36 protein-coding genes are annotated in these 23,310 nt (G+C 60.5%); 5 read left to right on the top strand and 31 right to left on the bottom strand.

Going from position 1 to position 23,310, the window contains the following annotated elements:
* Nucleotides 1-69: 69 nt before the first annotated feature.
* The 4 genes from xdp1 to BSY238_RS11870 form a co-directional block, all read right to left on the bottom strand.
* Nucleotides 70-840 carry an exosortase-dependent surface protein XDP1 gene (gene xdp1, locus BSY238_RS11885; protein ID WP_069040636.1) on the bottom strand — a complete coding sequence of 257 codons (771 nt, stop codon included), beginning with the start codon at nt 838-840 and terminating at the stop codon, nt 70-72.
* A 136-nt stretch (nt 841-976) separates the two neighbouring features.
* Nucleotides 977-3,775, bottom strand: coding sequence for an XrtA/PEP-CTERM system TPR-repeat protein PrsT (prsT, locus tag BSY238_RS11880; protein WP_069039329.1), 2,799 nt, complete (start codon nt 3,773-3,775; stop codon nt 977-979).
* Between the two features lie 104 nt (nt 3,776-3,879).
* Nucleotides 3,880-4,467 (bottom strand): alkaline phosphatase PhoX, encoded by a 588-nt coding sequence (locus tag BSY238_RS11875; protein ID WP_069040635.1) that lies wholly within the window; start codon nt 4,465-4,467, stop codon nt 3,880-3,882.
* Between the two features lie 67 nt (nt 4,468-4,534).
* Nucleotides 4,535-5,458, bottom strand: coding sequence for a CysB family HTH-type transcriptional regulator (locus BSY238_RS11870; RefSeq protein ID WP_069039328.1), 924 nt, complete (start codon nt 5,456-5,458; stop codon nt 4,535-4,537).
* 111 nt (nt 5,459-5,569) lie between these two features.
* On the opposite strand from BSY238_RS11870, the gene BSY238_RS11865 reads away from it, so the two are divergent.
* Genes BSY238_RS11865 through cobA form a run of 5 tightly spaced genes read left to right on the top strand, consistent with a single transcriptional unit; the run spans nt 5,570 to nt 10,224 of the window.
* Nucleotides 5,570-6,355, top strand: coding sequence for a sulfite exporter TauE/SafE family protein (locus BSY238_RS11865; protein WP_069039327.1), 786 nt, complete (start codon nt 5,570-5,572; stop codon nt 6,353-6,355).
* A gap of 58 nt (nt 6,356-6,413) precedes the next feature.
* Entirely contained in the window at nt 6,414-8,096 is a 1,683-nt protein-coding gene (locus BSY238_RS11860; RefSeq protein ID WP_069040634.1) for a nitrite/sulfite reductase, read from the top strand.
* Nucleotides 8,089-8,703 carry a DUF934 domain-containing protein gene (locus BSY238_RS11855; RefSeq protein ID WP_069039326.1) on the top strand — a complete coding sequence of 205 codons (615 nt, stop codon included), beginning with the start codon at nt 8,089-8,091 and terminating at the stop codon, nt 8,701-8,703. Before BSY238_RS11860 ends, BSY238_RS11855 begins: the two co-directional genes overlap by 8 nt.
* Complete coding sequence (locus BSY238_RS11850) at nt 8,700-9,428, top strand: phosphoadenylyl-sulfate reductase (RefSeq protein ID WP_069039325.1); 729 nt, start codon at nt 8,700-8,702, stop codon at nt 9,426-9,428. The genes BSY238_RS11855 and BSY238_RS11850 overlap by 4 nt, the downstream gene beginning before the upstream one ends.
* Entirely contained in the window at nt 9,412-10,224 is an 813-nt protein-coding gene (cobA, locus tag BSY238_RS11845; protein ID WP_069039324.1) for a uroporphyrinogen-III C-methyltransferase, read from the top strand. Before BSY238_RS11850 ends, cobA begins: the two co-directional genes overlap by 17 nt.
* A gap of 72 nt (nt 10,225-10,296) precedes the next feature.
* Here cobA and rplQ read toward each other — a convergent pair whose 3' ends face one another.
* The 27 genes from rplQ to rplD form a co-directional block, all read right to left on the bottom strand.
* Nucleotides 10,297-10,689: a 50S ribosomal protein L17 gene (rplQ, locus tag BSY238_RS11840; protein WP_069039323.1), complete on the bottom strand. Its 393-nt coding sequence runs from the start codon at nt 10,687-10,689 to the stop codon at nt 10,297-10,299.
* Between the two features lie 83 nt (nt 10,690-10,772).
* The gene (locus BSY238_RS11835; protein WP_069039322.1) at nt 10,773-11,750 is read right to left on the bottom strand and encodes a DNA-directed RNA polymerase subunit alpha; all 978 of its coding nucleotides are present in this window, start codon (nt 11,748-11,750) and stop codon (nt 10,773-10,775) included.
* A 42-nt stretch (nt 11,751-11,792) separates the two neighbouring features.
* A complete protein-coding gene (rpsD, locus tag BSY238_RS11830; protein ID WP_069039321.1) occupies nt 11,793-12,422 on the bottom strand; it encodes a 30S ribosomal protein S4 in 630 nt (209 codons plus the stop codon).
* A 13-nt stretch (nt 12,423-12,435) separates the two neighbouring features.
* A complete protein-coding gene (gene rpsK, locus BSY238_RS11825; RefSeq protein ID WP_008061749.1) occupies nt 12,436-12,825 on the bottom strand; it encodes a 30S ribosomal protein S11 in 390 nt (129 codons plus the stop codon).
* A gap of 23 nt (nt 12,826-12,848) precedes the next feature.
* Nucleotides 12,849-13,214 (bottom strand): 30S ribosomal protein S13, encoded by a 366-nt coding sequence (rpsM, locus tag BSY238_RS11820; protein ID WP_069039320.1) that lies wholly within the window; start codon nt 13,212-13,214, stop codon nt 12,849-12,851.
* A 54-nt stretch (nt 13,215-13,268) separates the two neighbouring features.
* Nucleotides 13,269-13,382 (bottom strand): 50S ribosomal protein L36, encoded by a 114-nt coding sequence (gene rpmJ / locus BSY238_RS18155; RefSeq protein WP_083224033.1) that lies wholly within the window; start codon nt 13,380-13,382, stop codon nt 13,269-13,271.
* Nucleotides 13,383-13,412: 30 nt separating this feature from the next.
* On the bottom strand, nt 13,413-13,631 hold the full coding sequence (gene infA, locus BSY238_RS11815) for a translation initiation factor IF-1 (RefSeq protein WP_018413356.1): 219 nt from the start codon (nt 13,629-13,631) through the stop codon (nt 13,413-13,415).
* Nucleotides 13,632-13,637: 6 nt separating this feature from the next.
* Nucleotides 13,638-14,963, bottom strand: coding sequence for a preprotein translocase subunit SecY (gene secY / locus BSY238_RS11810; protein WP_069039319.1), 1,326 nt, complete (start codon nt 14,961-14,963; stop codon nt 13,638-13,640).
* Between the two features lie 3 nt (nt 14,964-14,966).
* A complete protein-coding gene (rplO, locus tag BSY238_RS11805) occupies nt 14,967-15,401 on the bottom strand; it encodes a 50S ribosomal protein L15 (RefSeq protein ID WP_069039318.1) in 435 nt (144 codons plus the stop codon).
* A complete protein-coding gene (gene rpmD / locus BSY238_RS11800; protein ID WP_069039317.1) occupies nt 15,402-15,584 on the bottom strand; it encodes a 50S ribosomal protein L30 in 183 nt (60 codons plus the stop codon).
* 8 nt (nt 15,585-15,592) lie between these two features.
* A complete protein-coding gene (rpsE, locus tag BSY238_RS11795) occupies nt 15,593-16,117 on the bottom strand; it encodes a 30S ribosomal protein S5 (protein ID WP_069039316.1) in 525 nt (174 codons plus the stop codon).
* A gap of 20 nt (nt 16,118-16,137) precedes the next feature.
* The gene (gene rplR, locus BSY238_RS11790) at nt 16,138-16,491 is read right to left on the bottom strand and encodes a 50S ribosomal protein L18 (protein ID WP_069040633.1); all 354 of its coding nucleotides are present in this window, start codon (nt 16,489-16,491) and stop codon (nt 16,138-16,140) included.
* An 11-nt stretch (nt 16,492-16,502) separates the two neighbouring features.
* Nucleotides 16,503-17,036 carry a 50S ribosomal protein L6 gene (gene rplF, locus BSY238_RS11785; RefSeq protein ID WP_069039315.1) on the bottom strand — a complete coding sequence of 178 codons (534 nt, stop codon included), beginning with the start codon at nt 17,034-17,036 and terminating at the stop codon, nt 16,503-16,505.
* Between the two features lie 10 nt (nt 17,037-17,046).
* Nucleotides 17,047-17,442 carry a 30S ribosomal protein S8 gene (gene rpsH, locus BSY238_RS11780; RefSeq protein ID WP_069039314.1) on the bottom strand — a complete coding sequence of 132 codons (396 nt, stop codon included), beginning with the start codon at nt 17,440-17,442 and terminating at the stop codon, nt 17,047-17,049.
* Between the two features lie 12 nt (nt 17,443-17,454).
* Nucleotides 17,455-17,760: a 30S ribosomal protein S14 gene (gene rpsN, locus BSY238_RS11775; RefSeq protein ID WP_069039313.1), complete on the bottom strand. Its 306-nt coding sequence runs from the start codon at nt 17,758-17,760 to the stop codon at nt 17,455-17,457.
* Between the two features lie 7 nt (nt 17,761-17,767).
* Nucleotides 17,768-18,307, bottom strand: coding sequence for a 50S ribosomal protein L5 (gene rplE / locus BSY238_RS11770; protein ID WP_069039312.1), 540 nt, complete (start codon nt 18,305-18,307; stop codon nt 17,768-17,770).
* A 37-nt stretch (nt 18,308-18,344) separates the two neighbouring features.
* Entirely contained in the window at nt 18,345-18,662 is a 318-nt protein-coding gene (gene rplX / locus BSY238_RS11765) for a 50S ribosomal protein L24 (protein WP_069039311.1), read from the bottom strand.
* A gap of 19 nt (nt 18,663-18,681) precedes the next feature.
* The gene (rplN, locus tag BSY238_RS11760) at nt 18,682-19,050 is read right to left on the bottom strand and encodes a 50S ribosomal protein L14 (RefSeq protein ID WP_069039310.1); all 369 of its coding nucleotides are present in this window, start codon (nt 19,048-19,050) and stop codon (nt 18,682-18,684) included.
* Nucleotides 19,051-19,198: 148 nt separating this feature from the next.
* Nucleotides 19,199-19,468, bottom strand: a complete 270-nt coding sequence (gene rpsQ / locus BSY238_RS11755; RefSeq protein WP_069039309.1) for a 30S ribosomal protein S17 — start codon at nt 19,466-19,468, stop codon at nt 19,199-19,201.
* The gene (gene rpmC / locus BSY238_RS11750; RefSeq protein WP_069039308.1) at nt 19,465-19,659 is read right to left on the bottom strand and encodes a 50S ribosomal protein L29; all 195 of its coding nucleotides are present in this window, start codon (nt 19,657-19,659) and stop codon (nt 19,465-19,467) included. Before rpmC ends, rpsQ begins: the two co-directional genes overlap by 4 nt.
* A gap of 3 nt (nt 19,660-19,662) precedes the next feature.
* A complete protein-coding gene (gene rplP / locus BSY238_RS11745) occupies nt 19,663-20,076 on the bottom strand; it encodes a 50S ribosomal protein L16 (protein ID WP_069039307.1) in 414 nt (137 codons plus the stop codon).
* On the bottom strand, nt 20,045-20,902 hold the full coding sequence (gene rpsC / locus BSY238_RS11740; RefSeq protein ID WP_069039306.1) for a 30S ribosomal protein S3: 858 nt from the start codon (nt 20,900-20,902) through the stop codon (nt 20,045-20,047). Before rpsC ends, rplP begins: the two co-directional genes overlap by 32 nt.
* Nucleotides 20,903-20,907: 5 nt before the next feature.
* Nucleotides 20,908-21,237: a 50S ribosomal protein L22 gene (gene rplV, locus BSY238_RS11735; protein ID WP_069039305.1), complete on the bottom strand. Its 330-nt coding sequence runs from the start codon at nt 21,235-21,237 to the stop codon at nt 20,908-20,910.
* 12 nt (nt 21,238-21,249) lie between these two features.
* Nucleotides 21,250-21,525, bottom strand: coding sequence for a 30S ribosomal protein S19 (rpsS, locus tag BSY238_RS11730; protein ID WP_069039304.1), 276 nt, complete (start codon nt 21,523-21,525; stop codon nt 21,250-21,252).
* A 10-nt stretch (nt 21,526-21,535) separates the two neighbouring features.
* Nucleotides 21,536-22,363 (bottom strand): 50S ribosomal protein L2, encoded by an 828-nt coding sequence (gene rplB / locus BSY238_RS11725; protein WP_069039303.1) that lies wholly within the window; start codon nt 22,361-22,363, stop codon nt 21,536-21,538.
* On the bottom strand, nt 22,363-22,689 hold the full coding sequence (rplW, locus tag BSY238_RS11720; protein ID WP_069039302.1) for a 50S ribosomal protein L23: 327 nt from the start codon (nt 22,687-22,689) through the stop codon (nt 22,363-22,365). The genes rplB and rplW overlap by 1 nt, the downstream gene beginning before the upstream one ends.
* Entirely contained in the window at nt 22,686-23,309 is a 624-nt protein-coding gene (gene rplD / locus BSY238_RS11715) for a 50S ribosomal protein L4 (RefSeq protein WP_069039301.1), read from the bottom strand. The genes rplW and rplD overlap by 4 nt, the downstream gene beginning before the upstream one ends.
* Between the last annotated feature and the right edge of the window lies 1 nt (nt 23,310).

Below are 23,310 nucleotides of genomic sequence, written 5' to 3'. Positions count from 1 at the left end.
GGTTTCGCAGGGCTGATGGCAGACGAAAAAAAACCGCGCCGAAGCGCGGTTTTCATCTCGTGCTGCTGATCATGCGGCCTTGCGACGGCGGACTGCAATCATGCCTGCCAGTGCCGTACCGACGAGCGCCAGGGACATCGGCTCGGGCACGGCGGGCGGCGGCGTGGTCGGTTTGTAGGAACCGGTAACGCCGGCCAGCTTGATGTAGTCGAACTTGTCCGAAGCAGGCCCCGGGGTCACGAGCCAATAACGGGAGTACGTGGAATTGGTCGTCAGGCGCGGATCGGTCGGACCGGTGAAATCACCGATCTTGGTCCAGCCGGTCAGCGTCGCGTAGTCCTTGGTCAGGATCGTGCCTGTGGAGAACGCGGCAGCGCTGGTGTAGGCATAGACCTGCACGTCCGAGTCCGTCTGGGTCCATCCGAAGTCAAGCTGTTCCAGCGTAAAATCAGACGAGAAGGAAAAAAGGATGGATTCCGTTGCACCTTGGTTGTCGAACGAGTGCTGCGGCGTACTCAGATAACCGTTATAAACCTCGTCGTTCGTGCTGCTGTCCCGGCTGGTCACGCCCAGACCGCTAGAACCTTGATAGTTCAGGTATGCCGCTTCGATCTTCGCGTTTGATGCGGTGTTCGCGAACGCATTCATCGTGACGGAATTGCCGGCACCGTTGGTGTAGGTCATCGAAGAAAACTCGGCAACCTTCGAAGCAAAACCGCTGGCGGAGACCGACGACGTCGCGTTGGACGTGAATGACCAGCTGGTCGAAGCAGCCGACGCGGCACCGCTCAGGCAGACGAGGAGCGCTGCACTCAGTGTTTTCAGGCTTTTCTTGTTCATCATTAATCCTTGGAAGTCATTGACTAGGCTGACTGTCAGTGTCTTTGTAGCAAAATCAAGGCCAGTTTTAAATACGCAATAAAAACAATGGCTTGATAACTGCAAAAATGTGTGGTGTAAATATATCCGACACCGTTCAGGGGGCGCCCAGTTCAGTCCTGAGCGCTCGCGCGTTTTCGACCTCCGGGAATGAACGGTCGGACTGCAGCGCGGCCTCCAGCTCCTGTCGCGCTTCCGCCTTGCGCCCCGATTTGGCCAGCGCCCAGGCGAGGTGAAAGCGGATTTCCGGATTCGCCGGATCACGCAGGCGCGCTTCGCGCAGATGACGCAAACCGGCATCGATCTGCGCGTTCTGCACCAGAATCCAGCCCAGCGTATCGAGTATCAGGGGATCGCCCGGCGCCAGCTTGAACGCGCGCTCGGCGGTCTGCTGCGCAGCAGGATCCTTGAGCTGCCACTGCAAATTGGCGAGGTTGTTCAGCACCGGTGCCGATTCGCCCGCCTTCAGCACGGTTTCCAGCGTCAGCTTCGCTTCGCGCAACTGGCCCGCGTCAGTCTGCGCCTGTGACAGCAGCAGCTTCATCTCCAGGTCGCGCGGGCGGGCGCGGACCAGCGACTCGACCGACGCCTTCGCTTGCGCTGCGTTCCCCGCCCGCCGGTGCGTCTCGTAAAGACGCCCTGCGACGGCAACGCCCGCGCCACGCGCGAGCGCCGTCCCGTAATGGCCGATCGCTTCCGGCCACTGACGTCGCGCAAACGCCACGTCGCCCGCCAGCTTGTAGGCGTCCGGCGGCGCATTCGCGCCCCGGATCAGCGTCTGCGCGAGCGCATCCGCCTTGTCCAGAGCCCCTTCCCCGAGCAGCAGTTCAGCCTGCATGATCTTCGCCGGCGCGAAATCCGGATCGCCCTGCAGTGCCTTTTCAATGCTGTACGCGGCGCCGGACGGATTGCCCGCGAGCAGTTGCAGGCGCGCGATCCGGTACTGGGCGAGCGCATCGAAATCCGCCACGCGCGTCATCGAAGTCAGGGTTGCGCGGGCGCCGGCCCCGTCGCCACGCGCCAGCTGCACGCGCGCCAGCGCCGCCTGCACGGCGAGATAGCCCGGCTGACTCGGAGTGCTGTCCTTGGCGACCTCGAGCGCCTTGTCCAGCGCACCGGTCTGAACATACATTTCGATCAGCGCGACCTGCCCGTCAACATGCTTTCGGTGCTTGTCGCGCAGCGTTTCCAGGCCGCGTATCGACTCGGCGAAGCGCTTCTCCCGCGCATCGAGCCGCGCCCGTTCGAACAGTGCCGCAGCGTGGTCGGGCTTTTCCTTGAGCAGTGCATCGAGGCGCCGGCGTGCGTCGGCCGGCTTGCTCTCGGCAAGATCGAGCTTCACCAGGTTGAGTTTGACGCTGTCGAAATTCTTGTCCTTGGACAGCGCCATTTCGTAGGCCTTGCGCGCCGCCGCAAAATCGCCGGCTGCGGCGCGTGCGACGCCCAGTACATTGAGGGCGGCCAGATTGTCGGGTTCGCGCTTGACCACCGCCTCCATCAGTTCGGCTGCGCGCTTCGGCTGCTGCTCGCGCAGTGCAGTCAGTGCAAGCGCCATGCTGGCCCGCCCCTGACCCGGATCCTGCTTGAGCGCATCGCGCAGCTGCGCAAGGCCCTGCTTTGTTTGCCTGGACCCGAGCAGACTCAGGCCGAGCGAGGTCTGGACCTCGGACGACTTGCCCAGCTTCGCCGCTTCTTCGAGCAGTTCGGTCGAGCGTTCATGCCGCTTGAGCTTGCCGTAGGCACTGGCCATGAGTACCAACACTTCCGGGTCGCGGGTGCCGCTACGCACCAGCGGTTCGAGCGTCACGATGGCAGACGCCGGATCGCCGCCGGCGATCTGCAACGAGGCAAGCGGCTTGCGTGCAGCAGGCTGCGACGGGAAGAACCGGACATGCAGTTCGAAATATTCCTTCGCCTTGACCGCTCCGCCCAGACTCTGATGTGCGAGACCGGCGATCAGCGCGAGGTGCGAGCGGCTGCTCAAGGCACTACGCGGCAGTGGATCAATCAGGCCCACCACTTCGCCGAGCAGCTTCCTGGCACCCTCGCGATCGCCTTCGAGATCTGCGATCACGGCGCGCAGATAGGCGGAACGCGGCTCCTTCTCGTCCGCCTTTGACAATGCGAGCAGCGAAATCTTGGCTTCCGGCATGCGCCCGAGATCCATCAGCACCGAACTTCGGCCGAGCAGCGCTTCGCGGTTGTCGGGGGCGAGTTTCAATGCTCGGTCGTAGTGCTCAAGCGCCACCTGCAACTGGCTCGTGGCGTAGGCAACAGCGGCACGCGCCGCCCAGGCATCGGTATCGGCGGGCCCGAGATTGGTCGCCTGTTCAGCCAGTGTCGCAGCCTCGTCGGCACGTCCCGCTTCCAGAGCCATGCGCGAATGCAGCGCCGGCGCGGCCGCGGCGTTCGGGTTGAGCGCGCGCGCTTCATTGATGACTGCAATGGCCTGCGCGTACTGGCTCGTTTCCTGATGGGCCCGGGCGCGAAGCAGCAACAGCTCGTACCGGATGCCGGGGGGAAGATCGGCAGGCTGCAGGGTTTCGAGCAGTTCCTTCTGCTGACCGATGGCCAGCAGCACATTGGCCAGCGGAACGACGTATTCGGCGCGCGAAGCGCCCCGGCGTTGCGCCTCGCGCAAGGCGACCTCGGCGGCAGCGAAATCGCCCTTGCGCAGACCGGCCCGTCCCATCAGCAGATGAGCCGCGAGCATGCCGGGATCTGCCTTCAGCGCATTCTTCAGCTGGATGATCGCGCCGGCATCATCCTTGCGGTCGTAGCGCACCAGTGCGTCTTCGTAGTAGCGACTGGCTTCGTCAGCCGCAAAAGTCGTCGAGGACGCCAGCGCACCTGCAAAAAGGATCGATGCAATCAGTGACCAGAGATGACGTTTCATGGAGTACGGAGATGCGGATCGACTCCCGATTATAGAAGTCGTTCGGCTGGCGGCACCGTGACCATGTCACGGCGGCTGCGGGGGAACGGCCGACTGCTGCCGCCTTAACCGCGCAAGCGCGCAGCAGCGCTGCCGATGCGCTGAAGGTGAAGATTTGTAGCGACGCTTTCCGCTGCAGCCGCGCTGTGCCACGCAAAGCTCAGGCTTGCCGCGTCGCCCAGCGCCTCGCGCCAGACCAGTGCCGGTGTCGCGTGATCGCATCGCAGCAAGGCGCCGCCGTCGTTGCGTGCATGAGGTGCAAACAGACCTTCGATGCTCGACGCCCCGGCACGGCAGGCGGCATCCGCCGGGTCGGCCAGGATGGCCTGCAGACTGTCGTATCCGTCGCGCACCGACAGACCATGGCGCGCCAGCACCAGAGGCAGCCACCGGCCGTGCCCTTCGCATTTGCCATCGGCGCCCAGGCTGGCAACGTACAGCGTGCCGTGGGGCAGTGCGCCGCTGCAGGCGGCCGGACCGACGAACTTGAACAGGTGCATCGGCCGGGATGCTTCGGTCAGGTAGAGCACGGTGCGACCGTCCTTGGCCTGTACCGGCTGACTGGCGAGATAACGCACCCCCGCCAGTTCGGCGACGCCCGTATCGGCGTTGAACACCAGCGGATGAAGCGGATCAGCGTGAAGTTCGGTCATGGCGGCAAGCCCGGGAAGGTCATTGCCTGCAATGTCGCCGCCCGAGGTTACCGCCTCGTGAAGGCGCTCAGCCGCGGCCGAGCGCCTGGTCGACCACTTCACGGCTGAGCGCGGACGCAAACTGCTCGATGAAGTCGTAGGTGTAGCCGCGCAGCCAGGCATTGCGGTGCAGGCCGATGCGGGTGGTGCTCGGCTCGAACAGATGGGCACAGTCGAGCGCACGCAAGGTGCGGTCCTGCTCCGGGTCGAACGCCATCTGCGCGACGATGCCGACGCCCAGACCGAGCGATACGTAAGTCTTGATGATGTCCGCGTCGATGGCGCTCAGCATGATGTTGGGCGACAACGACTGCGCGGCGAAGGCGCGATTGACCGTCGAGCCGCCGGTGAAGGCGAAGTCATAAGTGATCAGCGGCCATTCGGCGATGGCCGCCAGCGTCAGCGGCGTCTCATCGAGCAGCGGATGGCCGGGCGGGGTGATCAGGCAGCGGTTCCACTGGTAGCAGGGCAGGCTGACCAGCTGGTCGTATTCGTCGATCGCTTCGGTTGCGATCGCCAGATCGGCCTCGCCGGACAGCACGTATTCGCAGCACTGCGTCGGATTGCCTTGATGCAGCGCGACCTTCACCTCGGGGTGGGCGCGCATGAACTCGGGCAGGATTCGCGGCAGCACGTAGCGCGCCTGTGTGTGCGTCATGGCGATGGTCAGCCGGCCGCGTTCGCCGACCGCGTATTCTTCGCCCACCTGCCTGAGCGCCCCCATGTCGCGCAGCATGCGGCGCGCGATCGCCACCACTTCCTCGCCCGGGCGCGTCATTGCCACCAGCCGTTTACCCTGCCGGATGAACACGTCGACGCCCAACTCCGATTCCAGCAAGCTGATCTGCCGCGACACCCCGGATTGCGAGGTGTGCAACGCGCGCGCCGCTTCCGACACATTCAGGTTGCGCTGGGCGACTTCGGCGACATAACGCAGTTGTTGCAGGTTCATGGGCAGTCTTTAGCACTGGAAGTGATTTGAATCTTACTTCAAAGCATTTCCGATTATCTTGCTGTCCCACTAAGCTGCGCTCTTTCCGCGTGCCTCTGTATACAAACGCCCATGGAGTTCGGCTATTCCATCGCAGGTTTCTTCGTCGGTGCCATCGTCGGCCTGACTGGTGTGGGCGGCGGCTCGCTGATGACGCCGCTGCTTGTGTTGCTGTTCGGCATCCACCCGGCGGTAGCCGTCGGCACCGACCTGCTGTACGCCGCACTGACCAAGGCTGGTGGCGCGCTGGTGCACGGGCGCAACCAGGCCGTGGACTGGCGCATCGTGACCGGACTGGGTTCCGGCAGCGTGCCGGCAGCGGCATTGACACTGTGGTGGTTATCGACGCATTCCAGCTCAGCCTATGGCAGTGCGTCGATCATCAGCGGTACGCTAGGGATTGCGCTCGTGCTGACGGCGTGTGCATTGCTGTTTCGGAAGAAACTGCAGGCGGTGGCCGAAAGGCCGGGCATTCGCGAATGGCGGGAGCGCAATCTGCGCATGCTGACGGTGGGTACGGGTGCCATACTTGGCGTACTGGTCACGATCTCTTCGGTCGGTGCCGGCGCTCTGGGAACGGCGGCGCTGGTATTCCTTTATCCGCGCCTGTCGGCGGTGCGCATCGTCGGCAGCGACATCGCCCACGCCGTACCGCTCACGCTGGTTGCCGGGCTCGGACACTGGTGGCTCGGCAACGTCGACTGGGCGCTGCTTGGCGCACTGCTGATCGGTTCGCTACCCGGCATCGCGATCGGCAGCCAGGTCGCCGCGCGTCTGCCGGAGCGTTTTCTTCGGCCGCTGCTGGCAACCATGCTGTTCGGCATCGGCGGCAAGCTGAGCCTGAATCTTCTAGGCTGACTCATTGACATGGTGTCCCGGCGTGCCGGCGGGCGCCGACGGACGGAAGATCGCATCCATGTATCACTACGACGAATACGACCACACGCTGGTGCTTGAGCGTGTCGCGCAGTACCGGGACCAGTTGCAGCGCAACCTCGCTGGTGAGCTGTCGGACGACGAGTTCAGGCCGCTTCGCTTGCAGAATGGCCTCTACATCCAGCGTCACGCGCCGATGCTGCGCGTCGCCATTCCATACGGCATGCTGTCGAGCACCCAGTTGCGCAAGCTGTCCGACATCGGTCGGCGCTACGACCGCGGCTACGGCCACTTCTCGACCCGGCAGAACATGCAGTTCAACTGGCCGAAGCTGGAAGACACCAGTGACATCCTCGCCGAACTGGCCACGGTGGAAATGCATGCCATCCAGACCTCGGGCAACTGCATCCGCAACATCACGACCGATCCGTTCGCCGGCGTTGCGCCGGATGAAATGGTCGACCCGCGCCCGTACTGCGAAATGCTGCGCCAGTGGTCGACCTTCCATCCGGAATTCGCCTTTCTGCCACGCAAGTTCAAGATTGCCGTCAGCGGTACGCTTGAAGACCGTGCCGTGACCTACGCGCACGATGTCGGCCTGCAGCTTTACCGCGACGTCCAGGGCGAGGTGCTCGCCCGCGTCATCGTCGGCGGCGGCATGGGCCGCACGCCGATACTGGGCAGCGTCATCCATGAAGCCCTGCCCTGGCAGCACCTGCCGACCTATCTCGACGCCGTTCTGCGCGTGTACAACCGCTATGGTCGTCGCGACAACGCCTACAAGGCGCGCATCAAGATTCTGGTGAAGGCCATCGGCGCCGAGGCATTCGCACGCCAGGTGGAAGAAGAATGGCAGCTCGAACGCGATGGCATCGCCACCGTGACACAGGCCGAACTGGATCGGGCGCGCGCCGCATTTACGGATCCGGACGCCCCGGTCCTTCCGGCGACGGACGCAGGCTTCGATGAGAAGCGCGCATCCGACCCCGCTTTCGCCCGCTGGGTGTCGCGCTGCGTGCGCGGCCACAAGCGGCCGGGCTACCGCGCGGTTACGCTGTCGCTGAAGCCGACCGGTGTCGCGCCAGGTGACATCTCCTGTGACCAGATGGACGCGCTGGCCGATCTGGCAGACCGCTACAGCTTCGGCGAACTGCGCGTATCGCACGAACAGAATGTGGTGCTGGCCGACGTTGCACTGGCCGACCTGCACGAACTGTGGCTGGGCGCCCGCGCGCACGGACTGGCGACGCCGAACATCGGGCTGCTGACGGACATCATCTGCTGCCCGGGTGGCGACTTCTGCTCGCTGGCCAATGCGAAGTCGATCCCGATCGCGCAGGCAATCCAGGAAGCGTTCGACAATCTCGACTACCTGTACGACGTCGGCGACCTTGAGCTGAACATTTCCGGCTGCATGAATTCCTGCGGCCATCATCACGTCGGCCACATCGGCATTCTCGGCGTCGACAAGACCGGGTCTGAATGGTATCAGGTGTCGATCGGCGGCTCGCAGGGTAACCAGACATCGATCGGCGACGTCATCGGCCCGTCGTTTGCGGCCGAAGAGGTGCCGGGCGTCATCACGAAGCTGGTCGAAACCTACGTCGAACACCGCACTCCGGAAGAGCGTTTCATCGATACCGTGCGCCGCCTCGGCATGGCGCCGTTCAAGGCACGCGTCTATGGCGCATCCACGAAGAAGGCCGAGGTGACTCATGGCTGAATTGATCCGCGGTACCGAGGTGGTTGCCGACGACTGGACCTGGGTGCGGCTGCCCGAGACGAATGAACCCGTGCGCAAGTCGGCCGGCAAGGTGGTGCTGTTCAAGCTCACCGGCGAAAAGGCGGCGTCGGAAGACGTGATTGCAGCCTGCGATGTTCCGACTGGCAAGGTGCTGCTGCCGCTTTCGGTGTGGCTCCGCCATCGCGATGAACTGGCAGGCCGCGCCGACGATGGCGAGATCGGCGTCTGGCTGGACAGCCATGAAGAGCCTGCCGAGCTGGCAGAAAGCCTGGGCTGGAATTTGAACAGGTTGCCGTTGATCGGCGTTAACTTTCCGAAATTCATCGATGGCCGAGGCTATTCGATCGCCTTCATCCTGCGCACGCGATACGGCTATCGAAACGAGCTGCGGGCGCTTGGCGACGTGCTGCGCGACCAGATGTTTTTCTTCCACCGCTGCGGCTTCGACGCCTATCTGCTGCGTGCCGATCAAAAGGCAGACCGATGCATCGGTGCGCTGAAGGACTTCACGACGCCGTATCAGACTTCGACCGATGGCCAGCCGCCGGTCTTTCGCAGGCGATCCGCTCTGGGTGACCGAACGTGAGCAATCCGATGATCCATCCGAACGTGAGCGACGCACTGCGCGCGAAGGTGGCTGAAAGAACTCTGGCCACGATAGCCCGGCTGCGCCAGGCCGCAGCTGAATTTCAGCCCGTCGGCTTTGCGAGCAGCATGGGCGCAGAGGACATGCTGCTGATCGATATCATCCAGCGGCACGCCATCGACATCGAAATCTTCACGCTCGACACGGGTCGCTTGCCCGCCGAGACCTACGACCTGATGGCGAAGGCCGAGACGCACTACGGGATGCGGCCAGTCACGTGGTTTCCGCGCCATGAAGCGGTCGAGGAATACGTGCGCAAGCACGGCATCAATGCGTTCTACCGCTCGGTCGAGCTGCGCAAGGCTTGCTGCGGCATGCGCAAAGTCGAACCGCTGAAACGCGCCTTGGCCGGCAAGAAGGCCTGGATCACCGGCATGCGTGCTCAACAGTCGACCACGCGAGCGGATCTGCCGCTGCGCGAGTTCGATGAGACACACGGTATCGAGAAATTCAATCCGCTGTCCGACTGGACCGAACGTGAGGTGTGGGTGTACATCCAGACCGAGGGCGTGCCGTACAACGTCCTGCACGAACAGTTCTTTCCGAGTATCGGCTGCCAGCCTTGCACGCGTGCCATCTCGCCCGGAGAAGACATCCGCGCGGGTCGCTGGTGGTGGGAGAACGCGGATAGCAAGGAGTGCGGTCTGCATGTCAAAGACGGCTGACTCGAATCTACCCGGCAAGGTATGGCTGGTCGGCGCCGGCCCGGGTGCGGCCGACCTGCTGACTCTGCGTGCCGCAAAGCTGCTTGCCGAAGCCGATGTGGTTCTTCACGACGCACTGATCCTCGAAGAGGTGCTGGCGCTCGCCAGTCGGGCGAAACGTATCCCGGTTGGCAAACGCTGCGGACGCCATTCGACCGCACAGCGCTTCATCAACCAGCAACTCATTCATGCAGCACGCACGCACGCCGTAGTGGTTCGCCTCAAGGGAGGCGATCCGATGCTGTTCGGCCGCGCGCAGGAAGAAATGGATGCCCTCGCCGACGCAGGCATCGACTACGAAGTGGTGCCCGGCATCACCGCAGCGAGTGCCGCCTGCGCTCAACTGAGGGTTTCGTTGACGCGGCGCGGCCTGTCACGCAGCGTCGCATTGCTTACACCGCGCGCGGGCACAGGCGAAAACCCATCGCAGGCGCTGCGAGCGAATGCCGATGTACCGACATTGGCGCTGTACATGGCGTCGCACGAATCGATGGCCATCGCACATGAACTGCTGACCTGCGGACGCGCCCCCGAAACGCCGGTCGCCATCATCGAGAACGCCAGCCTTCCGTCGTCGCGCGAAAGCTTGACCACTTTGTCCGGCCTCGCTGCACGACCGGTGTCGGAACTGCTCGGTACGGACGGCCCCCCGGAAGGCGCGGTACTGGTCATGCTGGGCGAAGTGTTTCGGGAAGCGCTGGCGCAACGGAATAATCAAATTGCACCGCTGTCAGGGCACGCATCTAACGCAGCCTGATTTCACCTTTCAACTGTTGGCAGCACAAAAAAAAGCCTCGCAGAGCGAGGCTTTTTCGGGGAATGCGCGAATTTACTCGGCGATTTCAACCGCTTCCGCACTTTCGTCCGGACGATCCATAAGTTGCACGAAAGCCATCGGTGCGTTGTCGCCCTGGCGGAAACCCATCTTCAGAATGCTGAGATAGCCACCGTTGCGTGTAGCGTATCGCGGGCCAAGCACATCGAAAATCTTGCACACGACTTCACGATCACGCAGACGCGAGAAAGCGAGGCGGCGATTCGAAAGGTTGGGCGTCTTGCCGAGATTGATCAGCGGCTCGACGACGCGACGCAATTCCTTGGCCTTCGGCACTGTAGTCTTGATCGCTTCGTGACGAAGCAGCGACACCGCCATGTTGCGGAACATCGCTTCACGATGCGAACTGGTGCGATTGAGTTTTCTGAGACCGTTACGATGACGCATGATGACTCCGTAAAATTATGCGGCCACCGCGGGTCAGGCAAGTGGCCGGTTCATATTGTGACCGGGCGAACCCGGCTGGGGGATTAGCCCCGATCGAGGCCAGCCGGCGGCCAGTTCTCGAGCTTCATACCCAGCGTCAAGCCGCGAGAAGCAAGCACTTCCTTGATTTCGTTGAGTGACTTGCGACCCAGATTCGGGGTCTTGAGCAGCTCGTTTTCGGTGCGCTGAATCAGATCGCCGATGTAATAGATGTTCTCGGCCTTCAGACAGTTAGCAGAGCGAACCGTCAATTCGAGATCATCAACCGGGCGCAGCAGGATGGGATCGATCTGCGCCGGACGACGTGCTTCGACAGCTGGCGCCGTACCTTCCAGTTCGGCGAAGATCGACAGCTGATCCACCAGCACTCGTGCCGCGTAGCGAACCGCCTCTTCAGGTTCTACAGCACCGTTCGTTTCGACGTCCATCACCAGACGGTCAAGATCCGTACGCTGTTCGACGCGTGCCGACTCTACCGAGTAGCTGACACGACGAACCGGGCTGAAGCTCGCATCCAGCAAAATGTGGCCGATCGCCTTGCTTTCCGAGGTGTGCTGACGCAGCGTGCCAGGAACATAGCCACGGCCCTGTTCGATCTTGAACTGGAGCTCGAGCTTGCCACCCGGTGCAACGTGGGCGATGACATGTTCCGGATTGACGATCTCGACGTCATGCGTGACTTCGATATCGCCCGCCGTGACTACACCTTCGCCGGTCTTCGACAAGCGGAGATAGGCTTCAGAACGGTTGTGCAGCTTAAGTACGACGCCCTTGAGGTTCAGCAGGATGTCTACCACATCCTCGCGAACCCCATCGAGCGTCGAGTACTCGTGCAGCACACCTTCAATCTGCACCTCAGTCGGCGCGAAGCCGGGCATCGACGACAGGAGAATGCGACGGAGCGCGTTGCCCAGCGTGTGCCCAAATCCGCGCTCGAACGGCTCCATCACAACACGTGCGTGAGCCGGTGAAAGATTTTGTACGTCAATGATGCGCGGTTTCAAGAGAGCATTGCTTTGCATCTGCAGTCCTCAGTGACGTCAGCGAGCTGATCGCACACGCGATCAGCGGGAATACAGTTCGACAACCAAACTTTCGTTGATCGTCGACGGGAGGTCGGTGCGAGCCGGCAGAGCCTTGAACACGCCGCGAGCCGCCTTGGAATCGACATCGATCCAATCCGGGAAGCCACGCGATGCCTGGGCTTCGAGCGCACCCTTCGAACGTAGATGGCCCTTGGCGCGTTCGGTCAGTTCGACCACGTCGCCCGGACGCACTTCGTACGACGGGATATTCACGCGCTTGCCGTTGACCAGAACACCGTTGTGACGCACCACCTGCCGCGATTCGGCGCGCGACGCGCCGAAACCCATGCGATAGGCGACGGTGTCCAGGCGGCTTTCCAGCAGCTGAAGCATGTTTTCGCCGGTCTGACCCTTGCGACGCACGGCTTCTGCATAGACGCGACGGAACTGGCGCTCGAGAACGCCGTAGATGCGGCGAATCTTCTGCTTTTCACGCAACTGCTGGCCGAAACCGGACAGGCGCTGGCCGGATTTCTGCCCGTGCTGCCCGGGCGCATAGGACCGACGTTCGATCGCGCACTTGTCGGTGAAGCACTTTTCGCCCTTCAGGAAGAGCTTTTCGCCTTCACGACGGCACTGACGACATTTCGGGTCGAGATTACGAGCCATTCTCTACTTCCTCTCAGATACGCCGGCGCTTGGGCGGACGGCAGCCGTTGTGCGGGATCGGCGTGATATCGGTGATCGACGAAATCTTGATACCGAGCGCGTTTAGCGCACGCACAGCCGACTCGCGGCCGGGGCCAGGCCCCTTGATGCGCACTTCAAGATTCTTCACACCACACTCGACTGCCACCTTGCCAGCCGCTTCAGCAGCGACCTGCGCGGCGAAAGGCGTGCTTTTGCGCGAGCCCTTGAAGCCCGCTCCGCCGGACGTTGCCCATGACAAGGCATTGCCCTGGCGGTCGGTGATCGTAATGATCGTGTTATTGAAAGAAGCATGAATGTGCGCGATACCTTCCGCGACGTTCTTCTTGACTTTCTTTCTTACTTTTGCAGCACTCTTGACCATGATCGTGTCCTGTTAGCGGGCGCTTACTTCTTGCCGCCGGAGATCGACTTGCGCGGTCCCTTGCGGGTACGTGCATTCGTGCGGGTACGCTGACCACGAAGCGGCAGGCCGCGACGATGACGAACACCGCGGTAGCACCCGAGATCCATCAGGCGCTTGATGTTCATCGTCACTTCGCGGCGAAGGTCACCTTCAATCGTGAACTTGCCGACCTCTTCCCGCAGCCGATCCATTTCGGCCTCCGAGAGGTCTTTGATCTTGGCGGTGCGGGTTACCCCAGCAGCGTCACAGATCTTTTGTGAGCGGGACCGACCGACGCCGAAAATCGCGGTGAGAGCGATCTCGGTGTGCTGGTGGTTAGGAATGTTTACGCCGGCGATACGGGCCATGCAGTCACCCCGAAAAGCGAAACCTTAAATTTTATCAAAAACCACTAGCAAGCGTCAACCTTGACGCTGCTTGTGACGTGGATCCGCGCAAATGACACGCACAACCCCGTGGCGACGAATCACCTTGCACTTGCGGCAAACGCGCTTTACAGAAGCTTGGACTTTCATCCTATTTCTCCAGCTGAACCAAACGCCTACTTACTTGGCGCGAAACACGATGCGACCTTTTGTGAGGTCATAAGGCGTGAGCTGCACCGTTACCTTGTCTCCGGGAAGAATCCGGATGTAATGCATCCTCATCTTTCCGGAAATATGCCCGAGAACCACGTGTCCATTTTCGAGCTTCACGCGAAACGTCGCATTAGGCAGGGTTTCAACAACTTCCCCCTGCATTTCAATGACATCTTCCTTGGACATAAGTACCTAGCGCGTCGGGAATCCAGTCCCGCGGAAATTTGCTTTCTTCAACAAACTTTCGTACTGATGCGACATGACATAGGCCTGAACCTGCGACATGAAATCCATCGTCACAACAACGATGATCAGCAACGACGTGCCGCCGAAATAAAACGGCACGTTCCATTTGAGGATCAGAAACTCCGGTAGCAGACACACGAGCGTGATATACACCGCGCCCACAAGCGTCAGACGCGTAAGAATCTTGTCGATGTAGCGCGCCGTCTGCTCACCAGGACGGATACCAGGCACAAAGGCGCCACTCTTTTTCAGGTTGTCTGCAGTTTCTTTGGCGTTGAACACCAGCGCCGTGTAGAAGAAACAGAAAAACACGATCGCAGCCGCGTACAACAATACATACACCGGCTGACCGGGAGAAAGCGTTGCTGCGAGATCCTTGAGCCAACGCGTGCTTTCGGTCGTAGCGAACCAACCAGCCAGCGTAGCCGGAAACAGTATTATCGACGACGCAAAAATCGGCGGGATGACGCCTGCCATATTGAGTTTCAGAGGCAAGTGCGAACTCTGCCCACCGTAGACCTTGTTTCCCACCTGACGCTTTGCGTAATTGACCAGAATCTTGCGCTGACCACGTTCTACGAAGACCACGACCGCGGTGACCGCAATGACGAGCGCCACGATGAACAATGCCGTCAGTTCGTGCATTGCCCCGGTATTCACCAGTTCAAGCAAGCCGCCTATCGCACCTGGCAACCCTGCAGCGATACCTGCAAAAATGATTATTGAGATACCGTTGCCCACACCGCGTTCAGTGATCTGTTCGCCCAACCACATCAGGAACATTGTGCCGGTTACAAGCGTCGAGATCGTCACGAACCGGAACATCATGCCCGGATCGAGCACCAACCCGGGCTGAGACTCAAGTGCAATCGAAATCCCGATTGCCTGGAACAACGCGAGCACCAGCGTCCCATAACGCGTGTACTGTGTGATTTTCCTGCGTCCGGCTTCGCCTTCCTTCTTGAGCGCTTCAAGTGTCGGAACGGCTACCGTAAGCAACTGCATGATGATCGACGCCGAGATGTACGGCATGATCCCAAGGGCGAAAATCGTGAATCGAGAAAGCGCCCCCCCGGAGAAAAGGTTGAACACTCCAAGAATGCCGCCCTGCTGCCCCTGGAACAATTCAGCAAGACGCGCAGGGTCAATGCCGGGAACAGGTATGTGCGCGCCAAGTCTGTAGACGATCAGCGCCCCTGCAAGAAACCACAGGCGACGCCAAAGATCTCCGAACTTGGCGCTACGACCAGGCTGCTGGGCGGCAGTGACCAAAACTTACTCCCCGACCTGGCCGCCAGCCGCTTCGATAGCAGCCCGCGCGCCCTTCGTAGCACCGATTCCACGCAGCGCGACTTTCCGAGTGATCTCGCCAGACAGAACAACCTTCGCAGCCAGCGCATCACGCGGCACGAGATTGAATTGCTTGAGCACGAGCAGATCGATCTCTTCAACCGGCAGGCGCGAAAGCGAAGACAGGTTCACCTCTGCATTACGTGCCCGGGTCAGCGACTTGAACCCACGCTTCGGGAGACGACGCTGGAGGGGCATCTGACCGCCTTCAAAACCAACGCTCTTCCAACCGCCCGAACGCGACTTCTGGCCCTTGTGACCACGTCCACAAGTCTTGCCCAAACCACTACCAATGCCACGACCAACACGACGACGGGCGTGCTTGGAGCCCTCAGCGGGCTTGATATCGTTCAGTTCCATTTACGCCTCGAGCTTCAGCAGGTAGACCACCTTGTTGATCATGCCGCGAACCGCAGGCGTATCTTCAAGGACAACGGTGTGGTTGATACGACGCAGACCCAATCCGCGGACCGTCGCGCGGTGATCCTGCTTGCGACCGATCAGGCTCTTGATCAGCGTGACCTTCAGAGTTTTTTCAGCCATGTGCGACCTCAGCCGAGAATTTCCGCAACGGTCTTGCCGCGCTTGGCGGCAATGTCGGACGGAGTGCTCATGCGCGAAAGGCCATTCAGCGTCGCACGCACAAGGTTGTAAGGATTGGACGAACCAAGCGACTTCGCCACCACGTCCGTGACGCCCATGACTTCAAACACGGCGCGCATCGGACCACCTGCGATGATGCCCGTGCCGGGCGCAGCAGGTTGAATCAGCACCGTCGAAGCACCATGGTGCCCAATGATCTGGTGATGGAAACTTCCATTGCGAAGGCTGACGCGCGACATCTTGCGACGCGCCTCTTCCATCGCCTTCTGGACGGCGACAGGCACTTCACGCGCCTTGCCTTTGCCCATGCCGATGCCGCCATCACCATCGCCCACGACGGTCAGAGCTGCAAAACCGAGAATACGACCGCCCTTCACCACCTTCGTGACACGGTTGATCGATACCATTTTTTCACGCAGGCCATCATCGCGTTCTTCCTGGGCCTGGTGTTGCTTGCGTTGTGGTTTAGCCATCGCTTTAGTCGCCTGAACAGTTAGAACTTAAGACCGCCTTCGCGGGCGGCCTCAGCGAGCGCCTTGATACGGCCGTGATACTTGAAACCGCCACGGTCGAAGGCAACCTGCTCGACACCCTGAGCGCGTGCGCGCTCGGCGATGAGCTTTCCTACCAGCGTCGCTGCCTGTACGTTCCCGCCATTGCTCAACTCTTTGCGCACCGACTCTTCCACTGTCGATGCCGCTGCAATGACGCGAGTACCGCAGCCCGAATAGACCTGGGCGTAAATGTGGCTGTTGCTGCGGTGAACCGACAGTCGAACTGCCTTCAGTTGCGCAATCCGTGCGCGAGTCTGGCGGGAACGACGCAAACGGGATTGATTCTTGTCCATGTTCGTCACCCCTACTTCTTCTTCGTCTCTTTGATCACCACCACCTCATCCGAATAACGGACTCCCTTGCCCTTGTAAGGCTCGGGTTGGCGGTAAGCCCTGATTTCGGCAGCAACCTGACCCACCAGCTGCTTGTCGATACCCTTGATGCGAATTTCCGTCTGCACAGGCGTCTCCACCTTGATACCGGCCGGCATTTCATGCACAACCGGATGCGAGAAGCCAAGAGACAGATTGAGCTTGTCGCCTTGCGCCTGAGCCTTGTAGCCGACGCCGACCAGCATGAGCTTGCGCTCGAAGCCTTGCGTCACGCCCTGAACCATGTTCGCGACAAGTGCGCGCATGGTGCCGGACAACGCCTTGGTATTCTCCCGGCCTTCAATCTGCGCGAAGCGCACTTCGGCGGCATCTACGGACACCGCTACAGCCGGATTAATGACTCGACTGATTTCTCCGAGCGGGCCCTTGACCGAAAGCTCACCGTTGTTCAGCGCAACAGTCACACCTTTAGGAACGACAACCGGGTTTTTCGCTATACGTGACATGTCAGTTTCCTCAAGCCACGATGCAGAGCACTTCGCCACCGACCTTCTCGGCGCGTGCCTTGCGATCGGTCATGACACCGCGCGGCGTCGATACGATGGCTACACCGAGGCCATTCATGACACGCGGGAGATCATCGGAGCCGCGATAAACACGGAGACCGGGGCGGCTTATTCTTTCGATGCGTTCAATGACTGGACGCCCCGAGTAATACTTGAGAACCAGCTCAAGATCGGCTTTTTGCCCGTTCGCACGGACGGAAAAACCTTCAATGTAGCCTTCGGACTGCAGCACCCCGGCGATCGCTACCTTGATCTTCGAGGAAGGCATGACAACAGAGCCTTTCTGCGCCATTTGTGCATTGCGGATGCGGGTCAGCATGTCCGCAATCGGATCACTCATGCTCATCTTGTACCCCTGTTACCAACTAGCCTTGACCATACCGGGCACTTCACCCCGGAAGGCCGCTTCACGCAACTTCATGCGACACAGACCAAACTTGCGAAACACTCCGCGCGGACGACCGGTCTGTTCGCATCGATTGCGCAGACGCGTCGGATTGGCATTACGCGGCAGCGCCTGCAGCTTGAGGCGGGCGGATGCGTGGTCCGAGTCGCTCGCCGACATGTCGGCAATGGTTGCTTCGAGTGCAGCGCGCTTGGAAGCAAACTTGGCGACCAGCTTTTCGCGCTTTTTCTCGCGGTTAATCAATGACAACTTGGCCATGGCAACCTCAATTCTTGAACGGGAATTTGAATGCGGCGAGAAGAGCCTTGGCTTCTTCGTCGGTCTTGGCGGTGGTCGTAATGCTGATATTCATCCCGCGGAGTACGTCGATCTTGTCGTACTCAATTTCCGGAAAAATGATCTGCTCCTTGACGCCCACGTTGTAATTGCCGCGACCGTCAAAACCTTTGCCGGAAACACCACGGAAGTCACGAACGCGCGGCATTGCCACAGTGATCAACCGGTCGAGGAACTCAAACATCCGCGGACCGCGCAGCGTAACCATGCAACCGATCGGATAACCCTGGCGAATCTTGAAACCGGCGATCGCCTTGCGCGCCTTGGTGATGACCGGCCGTTGACCAGCGATCTTGACCATATCGCCCACTGCATGCTCGAGCACCTTCTTGTCACCAATCGCCTCACCAACACCCATGTTGAGCGTGATTTTGGTGATTCGCGGCACTTCCATCACCGACTTGTAGCCAAAGCGGGTCGTCAATTCGCCCACCACGGCTTCTTTGTAATACTGCTGCAAGCGCGCCATCGTCATTCCTTATCCCAGACTGCCGGAGGAGAGGCCTTCAGGCCTTCACCAACTCGCCGTTCGACTTGAAGAAACGCACTTTCGTACCATCTTCAAGAGTTTTGATACCGACCCGATCACCCTTGCTGGTGGCTGGGTTGAACAGCGCCACATTGGAAATGTCGATCGGCATTTCCTTTTCGACGATGCCACCCTGCTGCCCCTTCATCGGGTTCGGCCGCTGATGCTTCTTGACGCGATTGACGCCCTCAACGAGCACGGCTCGCTCGTCGACGCGACGCAACACGGTTCCGCGACGACCACGATCCTTACCGGCCAGCACGACCACTTCGTCGCCCTTGCGAATCTTTTCCATCAATATTCTCCCGCGGGCCTCAGAGGACTTCTGGCGCCAGCGACACGATCTTCATGAACCGCTCGCCACGCAACTCGCGCGTGACGGGCCCAAAAATGCGCGTACCGATTGGCTCCAGCTTGTTGTTCAACAACACAGCTGCGTTGTTGTCGAACTTGACAAGCGAACCATCCGGACGCCGGACACCCTTGGCGGTGCGCACGACGACGGCATTGTAGACTTCGCCCTTCTTGACGCGACCACGGGGCGCTGCGTCCTTGATCGTGACCTTGATCACGTCGCCGATGCCCGCATAACGGCGCTTGGAACCACCAAGCACCTTGATACACATCACCGACCGCGCGCCCGTGTTATCGGCCACGTTCAGGATGGATTGCATCTGGATCATTTAATTTCTCCAACTTATCCCGCTCATCGAGCGGTCAGTCTTGGACCCGTCAGGGTTTAGGACGAGCCCAACAGATTCAAGGCTCGTTAAGCACAGCACGCAACGATAGCATGCCGGGAGGAGGCGAGCAAGCCCCTCCCGTGCCAAATCAGATGATTCGCGCCACTTCCATAACCTGCGTCACCTTCCATGCCTTGGTGCGGCTGATCGGACGGCATTCGACAATCTGAACCAGATCACCCTCGTGCGCCTCGAGGCCTTCGACATGTGCGTGGTATTTCTTTGAGCGCATGATGACCTTGCCGTAGAGCGGGTGCTTGACGCGGCGCTCCACCAGGACCGTCACGGTCTTGTCCATCTTGTCACTGACCACACGCCCGACCAGCGTGCGATTGACCTTTTGATTGGTCTCGCTCATTTCGCGTCCGCCTTTTCCTGCAGCAGCGTGCGCACACGAGCGATATCGCGGCGAACGTTCTTCAGCTGGTTGGTATTCGTCAACTGCTGGGTCGCCTTCTGCATGCGCATTGAAAACTGCGCCTTCAGGAGTTCGATCAGCTCCGTATTCAATTCGGCGGTGTCTTTGACCCGCAGATCCTTAGCTTTCATCACTTACCCCAGTTGTCGTATGACAAAGGTGGTTTCAAGCGGAAGCTTGGCTGCAGCGAGGCGGAACGCCTCCCGCGCCAGTGCTTCGTCGACGCCATCCATCTCGTACAGCACCTTGCCCGGCTGGATCTCGGCAACCCAGTACTCCGGGTTACCCTTGCCGTTACCCATGCGAACCTCTGCAGGTTTCTGCGAAATCGGCTTGTCCGGGAAAATCCGGATCCAGATGCGACCACCCCGCTTGATGTGACGGGTCATTGCACGGCGCGCTGCCTCGATCTGGCGAGCCGTCAAACGGCCGCGCGCGGTAGCCTTGAGACCATACTCGCCAAACGAAACCTTGGTGCCGCGGGTGGCGAGGCCCTTGTTGCGGCCCTTTTGCTCCTTACGATACTTCCTTCTCGCCGGCTGCAGCATTATTAGCTCCTGACTTTCTGACTCGTTTCGAAGTGCCCTTCACGTCGGCATCTGCCGGCGCTGCAGCACCTTCGGGCTTGGCATCGCGGGCCGGGCGACGGCCTGCCGGCGGGCGGTTATCGCCTTCCGGACGGCGACCATCGCGACGCGGACGGCGTGCATTGTCGTTTTCCTCGGTAACCGCCGGGGCTTCGCCACGGGCGAGCATCTCACCCTTGAAGACCCAGACCTTGATACCGATGACACCATAGGTCGTCTTGGCTTCCGACGTACCGTAATCGATGTCTGCGCGCAGGGTATGCAGGGGCACGCGGCCTTCGCGATACCACTCACGCCGTGCGATCTCGATACCGTTCAGACGACCCGACGACATGATCTTGATGCCTTGGGCTCCAAGACGCATCGCGTTCTGCATCGCACGCTTCATCGCGCGACGGAACATGATCCGCTTTTCGAGTTGCTGGGCGATTGAGTCTGCGATCAGTTGAGCATCGATTTCCGGCTTGCGGATTTCTTCGATGTTCACATGTACCGGTACGCCCATCATCTTGGCGAGTTGTGCCTTGATCAGTTCGATCTCTTCACCCTTCTTTCCGATCACGACACCTGGTCGAGCAGAAAATACGGTGATGCGGGCATTCTTCGCGGGGCGCTCGATGATCACGCGTCCCACCGAAGCGTGCGCGAGCTTCTTCTTGAGAAATGCGCGAACTTCGAGGTCCTGGTTCAGCATGCGGCTGAAGTCCTTGCTCGAAGCGAACCAGCGTGAGGTCCAGTTGTGCGTGACCGCCAAACGGAAGCCGGTCGGATGAATCTTCTGTCCCATAACCTTCAGTCTCCAACCGTGACGAACACGTGGCAGGTCTGCTTCACGATCTGATTGCCGCGACCCTTTGCACGAGCGGTGAAACGCTTCAGCACCGCGCCCTTTTCCACGTAGATGGTCTTCACCTTCAGGCTGTCGATGTCAGCGCCGTCGTTATGTTCAGCATTGGCGATTGCAGATTCGACGACCTTCTTGATGATCTTGGCGCCCTTTTTCGGGCTGAAAGCCAGAATGTTAAGAGCCTGACCAACCGGTTTGCCGCGGACGAGATCGGCAACCAGCCGACCCTTCTGCGCCGACAGGCGCACGCCGCGAAGATTTGCACGGGTTTCCATAGTCATCGCTCCTTACTTCTTGGCTTTCTTGCCGGCGGTGTGACCCTTGAACGTCCGGGTCAGCGCGAATTCGCCGAGCTTGTGACCGACCATGTTTTCCGAAACATAGACCGGAATGTGCTGACGACCGTTGTGTACCGCGATGGTCAGGCCGATGAAATCCGGCAGCACCGTCGAACGACGCGACCAGGTCTTGATCGGGCGCTTGTCGTTGGAGGAGCGTGCCGTATCCACCTTGGCCAGCAGGTGGGCATCGACGAACGGGCCCTTCTTGATTGAACGTGCCATTGCCTACCTCTTATCGCTTGTAACGGCGCTGCACGATCATGCTGCTCGTGCGCTTGTTGCTGCGGGTACGGTAGCCCTTGGTCGGCTGCCCCCACGGACTGACCGGCACACGGCCTTCGCCGGTACGGCCTTCACCACCACCGTGCGGGTGGTCGATCGGATTCATCGCGGTACCGCGGACAGTCGGACGGACACCGCGCCAACGGGTTGCGCCGGCCTTGCCGAGCTTGCGAAGATTGTTCTCTTCGTTTCCGACTTCACCGACAGTCGCGCGACATTCCACATGCACACGACGGATTTCGCCGGAGCGCAGCCGCAACTGGGCATAACTGCCTTCACGCGCCAACAGCTGAACCGAAGTGCCTGCAGCGCGCGCAATCTGCGCGCCCTTGCCCGGCATCATTTCGATGCAATGCACCGTAGAACCGACCGGGATATTGCGCAGCGGCAATGTGTTGCCCGACTTGATCGGTGCTTCGGAACCGCTGAGCAACTGCTGCCCCACGACAAGGCCCTTCGGCGCAATGATGTAACGACGCTCGCCATCTGCGTAACACAGCAGCGCGATGTGCGCCGAACGATTCGGGTCGTATTCGATGCGCTCGACCTTGGCCGGGATGCCGTCCTTATTGCGACGGAAGTCGATCACGCGATACTGCTGACGATGACCGCCACCCTTGTGACGGGTCGTGATGTGTCCGTGATTGTTGCGACCAGCCGTCTTGCTTTGGCTTTCGGTCAGCGAATCCAGCGGGCGGCCCTTGTAAAGGCTCGAATTGACAACCTTGACGACGGCACGGCGGCCGGCCGACGTCGGCTTGACTTTGACGAGTGCCATCAGACAGCTCCTCCTTCAGCAAACTGGATGTCCTGGCCGCGCTTGATGCACACGAATGCCTTCTTCCAGTCACTGCGCCGGCCGAAACTGCGGCCGAAGCGCTTTACCTTGCCCTTGACGTTCAGCACCTGGACCGACACCACCTCGATCTTGTTGTCACCCTTGCTGAACAGCAGTTCAACGGCCGCCTTAATTTCCGGCTTGGTCGCATCAGATGCCACCTTGAACACCACCTGATTGTTGCGGTCGGCGATGAAGGTTGCCTTCTCGGAAATCTGCGGCGCGAGCAGAACCTGCATCAGCCTTTCCTGCGAAAAGTTGCTCATGCCCACATCTCCTCGAATTTGCTCATCGCGTTGCGCGTGATCAGCACCTTGCCGAAACGGATGAGCGACACCGGGTCTGCCTCATGCGCCTCCAGCACCAGCACGTTGTGCAGGTTGCGCGACGACAAGAACAGGTTCTCATCAAGTTCGTCCGTAATCACCAGGACCGAATCGAGCCCCATCTCCTTGAGCTTGCTCGACAGCAGCTTGGTTTTCGGCGCATCGATGCTGAAGCTCTCGACAACTGCAACGCGATCTTCGCGCGCCAGCTGGGACAGAATCGCCGCAATGCCTGCGCGATACATCTTGCGGTTCACCTTCTGCGAGAAATTCTCGTCAGGCGAATTCGGGAAAATGCGACCGCCTCCGCGCCAAAGCGGGCTTGAGGACATACCAGCGCGTGCGCGGCCGGTGCCCTTCTGGCGCCACGGCTTGCGAGTCGTGTGCTTGACCAGAGTGCGGTCTTTCTGGGCACGCGTACCCTGGCGAGCGTTGGCTTGATACGCCACCACCACCTGATGAACAAGTGCTTCGTTGTATTCGCGGGCAAACAGTGCGTCGGGTGCCTGCACCGTCGACGACTGCTGACCTGCATCATTCAGTACTTTCAATTCAGCCATC

It is taken from the genome of Methyloversatilis sp. RAC08, from assembly GCF_001713355.1.
In the GTDB taxonomy this organism is placed as follows: Bacteria; Pseudomonadota; Gammaproteobacteria; order Burkholderiales; family Rhodocyclaceae; genus Methyloversatilis.
This window is presented reverse-complemented; position numbering and strand designations above follow the sequence as displayed.

Bases quoted from the DNA above. Each gene is read 5' to 3' on its own strand.
- xdp1 (WP_069040636.1), bottom strand. From the start codon at position 840: ATGAACAAGAAAAGCCTGAAAACACTGAGTGCAGCGCTCCTCGTCTGC.
- prsT (WP_069039329.1), bottom strand. From the start codon at position 3,775: ATGAAACGTCATCTCTGGTCACTGATTGCATCGATCCTTTTTGCAGGT.
- BSY238_RS11875 (WP_069040635.1), bottom strand. From the start codon at position 4,467: ATGACCGAACTTCACGCTGATCCGCTTCATCCGCTGGTGTTCAACGCC.
- BSY238_RS11870 (WP_069039328.1), bottom strand. From the start codon at position 5,458: ATGAACCTGCAACAACTGCGTTATGTCGCCGAAGTCGCCCAGCGCAAC.
- BSY238_RS11865 (WP_069039327.1), top strand. From the start codon at position 5,570: ATGGAGTTCGGCTATTCCATCGCAGGTTTCTTCGTCGGTGCCATCGTC.
- BSY238_RS11860 (WP_069040634.1), top strand. From the start codon at position 6,414: ATGTATCACTACGACGAATACGACCACACGCTGGTGCTTGAGCGTGTC.
- BSY238_RS11855 (WP_069039326.1), top strand. From the start codon at position 8,089: ATGGCTGAATTGATCCGCGGTACCGAGGTGGTTGCCGACGACTGGACC.
- cobA (WP_069039324.1), top strand. From the start codon at position 9,412: ATGTCAAAGACGGCTGACTCGAATCTACCCGGCAAGGTATGGCTGGTC.
- rplQ (WP_069039323.1), bottom strand. From the start codon at position 10,689: ATGCGTCATCGTAACGGTCTCAGAAAACTCAATCGCACCAGTTCGCAT.
- BSY238_RS11835 (WP_069039322.1), bottom strand. From the start codon at position 11,750: ATGCAAAGCAATGCTCTCTTGAAACCGCGCATCATTGACGTACAAAAT.
- rpsD (WP_069039321.1), bottom strand. From the start codon at position 12,422: ATGGCTCGTAATCTCGACCCGAAATGTCGTCAGTGCCGTCGTGAAGGC.
- rpsK (WP_008061749.1), bottom strand. From the start codon at position 12,825: ATGGTCAAGAGTGCTGCAAAAGTAAGAAAGAAAGTCAAGAAGAACGTC.
- rpsM (WP_069039320.1), bottom strand. From the start codon at position 13,214: ATGGCCCGTATCGCCGGCGTAAACATTCCTAACCACCAGCACACCGAG.
- rpmJ (WP_083224033.1), bottom strand. From the start codon at position 13,382: ATGAAAGTCCAAGCTTCTGTAAAGCGCGTTTGCCGCAAGTGCAAGGTG.
- infA (WP_018413356.1), bottom strand. From the start codon at position 13,631: ATGTCCAAGGAAGATGTCATTGAAATGCAGGGGGAAGTTGTTGAAACC.
- rplO (WP_069039318.1), bottom strand. From the start codon at position 15,401: ATGGAACTGAACGATATCAAGCCCGCTGAGGGCTCCAAGCACGCCCGT.
- rpmD (WP_069039317.1), bottom strand. From the start codon at position 15,584: ATGGCTGAAAAAACTCTGAAGGTCACGCTGATCAAGAGCCTGATCGGT.
- rpsE (WP_069039316.1), bottom strand. From the start codon at position 16,117: ATGGCTAAACCACAACGCAAGCAACACCAGGCCCAGGAAGAACGCGAT.
- rplR (WP_069040633.1), bottom strand. From the start codon at position 16,491: ATGGACAAGAATCAATCCCGTTTGCGTCGTTCCCGCCAGACTCGCGCA.
- rplF (WP_069039315.1), bottom strand. From the start codon at position 17,036: ATGTCACGTATAGCGAAAAACCCGGTTGTCGTTCCTAAAGGTGTGACT.
- rpsH (WP_069039314.1), bottom strand. From the start codon at position 17,442: ATGAGCATGAGTGATCCGATTGCGGACATGCTGACCCGCATCCGCAAT.
- rpsN (WP_069039313.1), bottom strand. From the start codon at position 17,760: ATGGCCAAGTTGTCATTGATTAACCGCGAGAAAAAGCGCGAAAAGCTG.
- rplE (WP_069039312.1), bottom strand. From the start codon at position 18,307: ATGGCGCGCTTGCAGCAGTATTACAAAGAAGCCGTGGTGGGCGAATTG.
- rplX (WP_069039311.1), bottom strand. From the start codon at position 18,662: ATGGAAAAGATTCGCAAGGGCGACGAAGTGGTCGTGCTGGCCGGTAAG.
- rplN (WP_069039310.1), bottom strand. From the start codon at position 19,050: ATGATCCAGATGCAATCCATCCTGAACGTGGCCGATAACACGGGCGCG.
- rpsQ (WP_069039309.1), bottom strand. From the start codon at position 19,468: ATGAGCGAGACCAATCAAAAGGTCAATCGCACGCTGGTCGGGCGTGTG.
- rpmC (WP_069039308.1), bottom strand. From the start codon at position 19,659: ATGAAAGCTAAGGATCTGCGGGTCAAAGACACCGCCGAATTGAATACG.
- rplP (WP_069039307.1), bottom strand. From the start codon at position 20,076: ATGCTGCAGCCGGCGAGAAGGAAGTATCGTAAGGAGCAAAAGGGCCGC.
- rpsC (WP_069039306.1), bottom strand. From the start codon at position 20,902: ATGGGACAGAAGATTCATCCGACCGGCTTCCGTTTGGCGGTCACGCAC.
- rplV (WP_069039305.1), bottom strand. From the start codon at position 21,237: ATGGAAACCCGTGCAAATCTTCGCGGCGTGCGCCTGTCGGCGCAGAAG.
- rpsS (WP_069039304.1), bottom strand. From the start codon at position 21,525: ATGGCACGTTCAATCAAGAAGGGCCCGTTCGTCGATGCCCACCTGCTG.
- rplB (WP_069039303.1), bottom strand. From the start codon at position 22,363: ATGGCACTCGTCAAAGTCAAGCCGACGTCGGCCGGCCGCCGTGCCGTC.
- rplW (WP_069039302.1), bottom strand. From the start codon at position 22,689: ATGAGCAACTTTTCGCAGGAAAGGCTGATGCAGGTTCTGCTCGCGCCG.
- rplD (WP_069039301.1), bottom strand. From the start codon at position 23,309: ATGGCTGAATTGAAAGTACTGAATGATGCAGGTCAGCAGTCGTCGACG.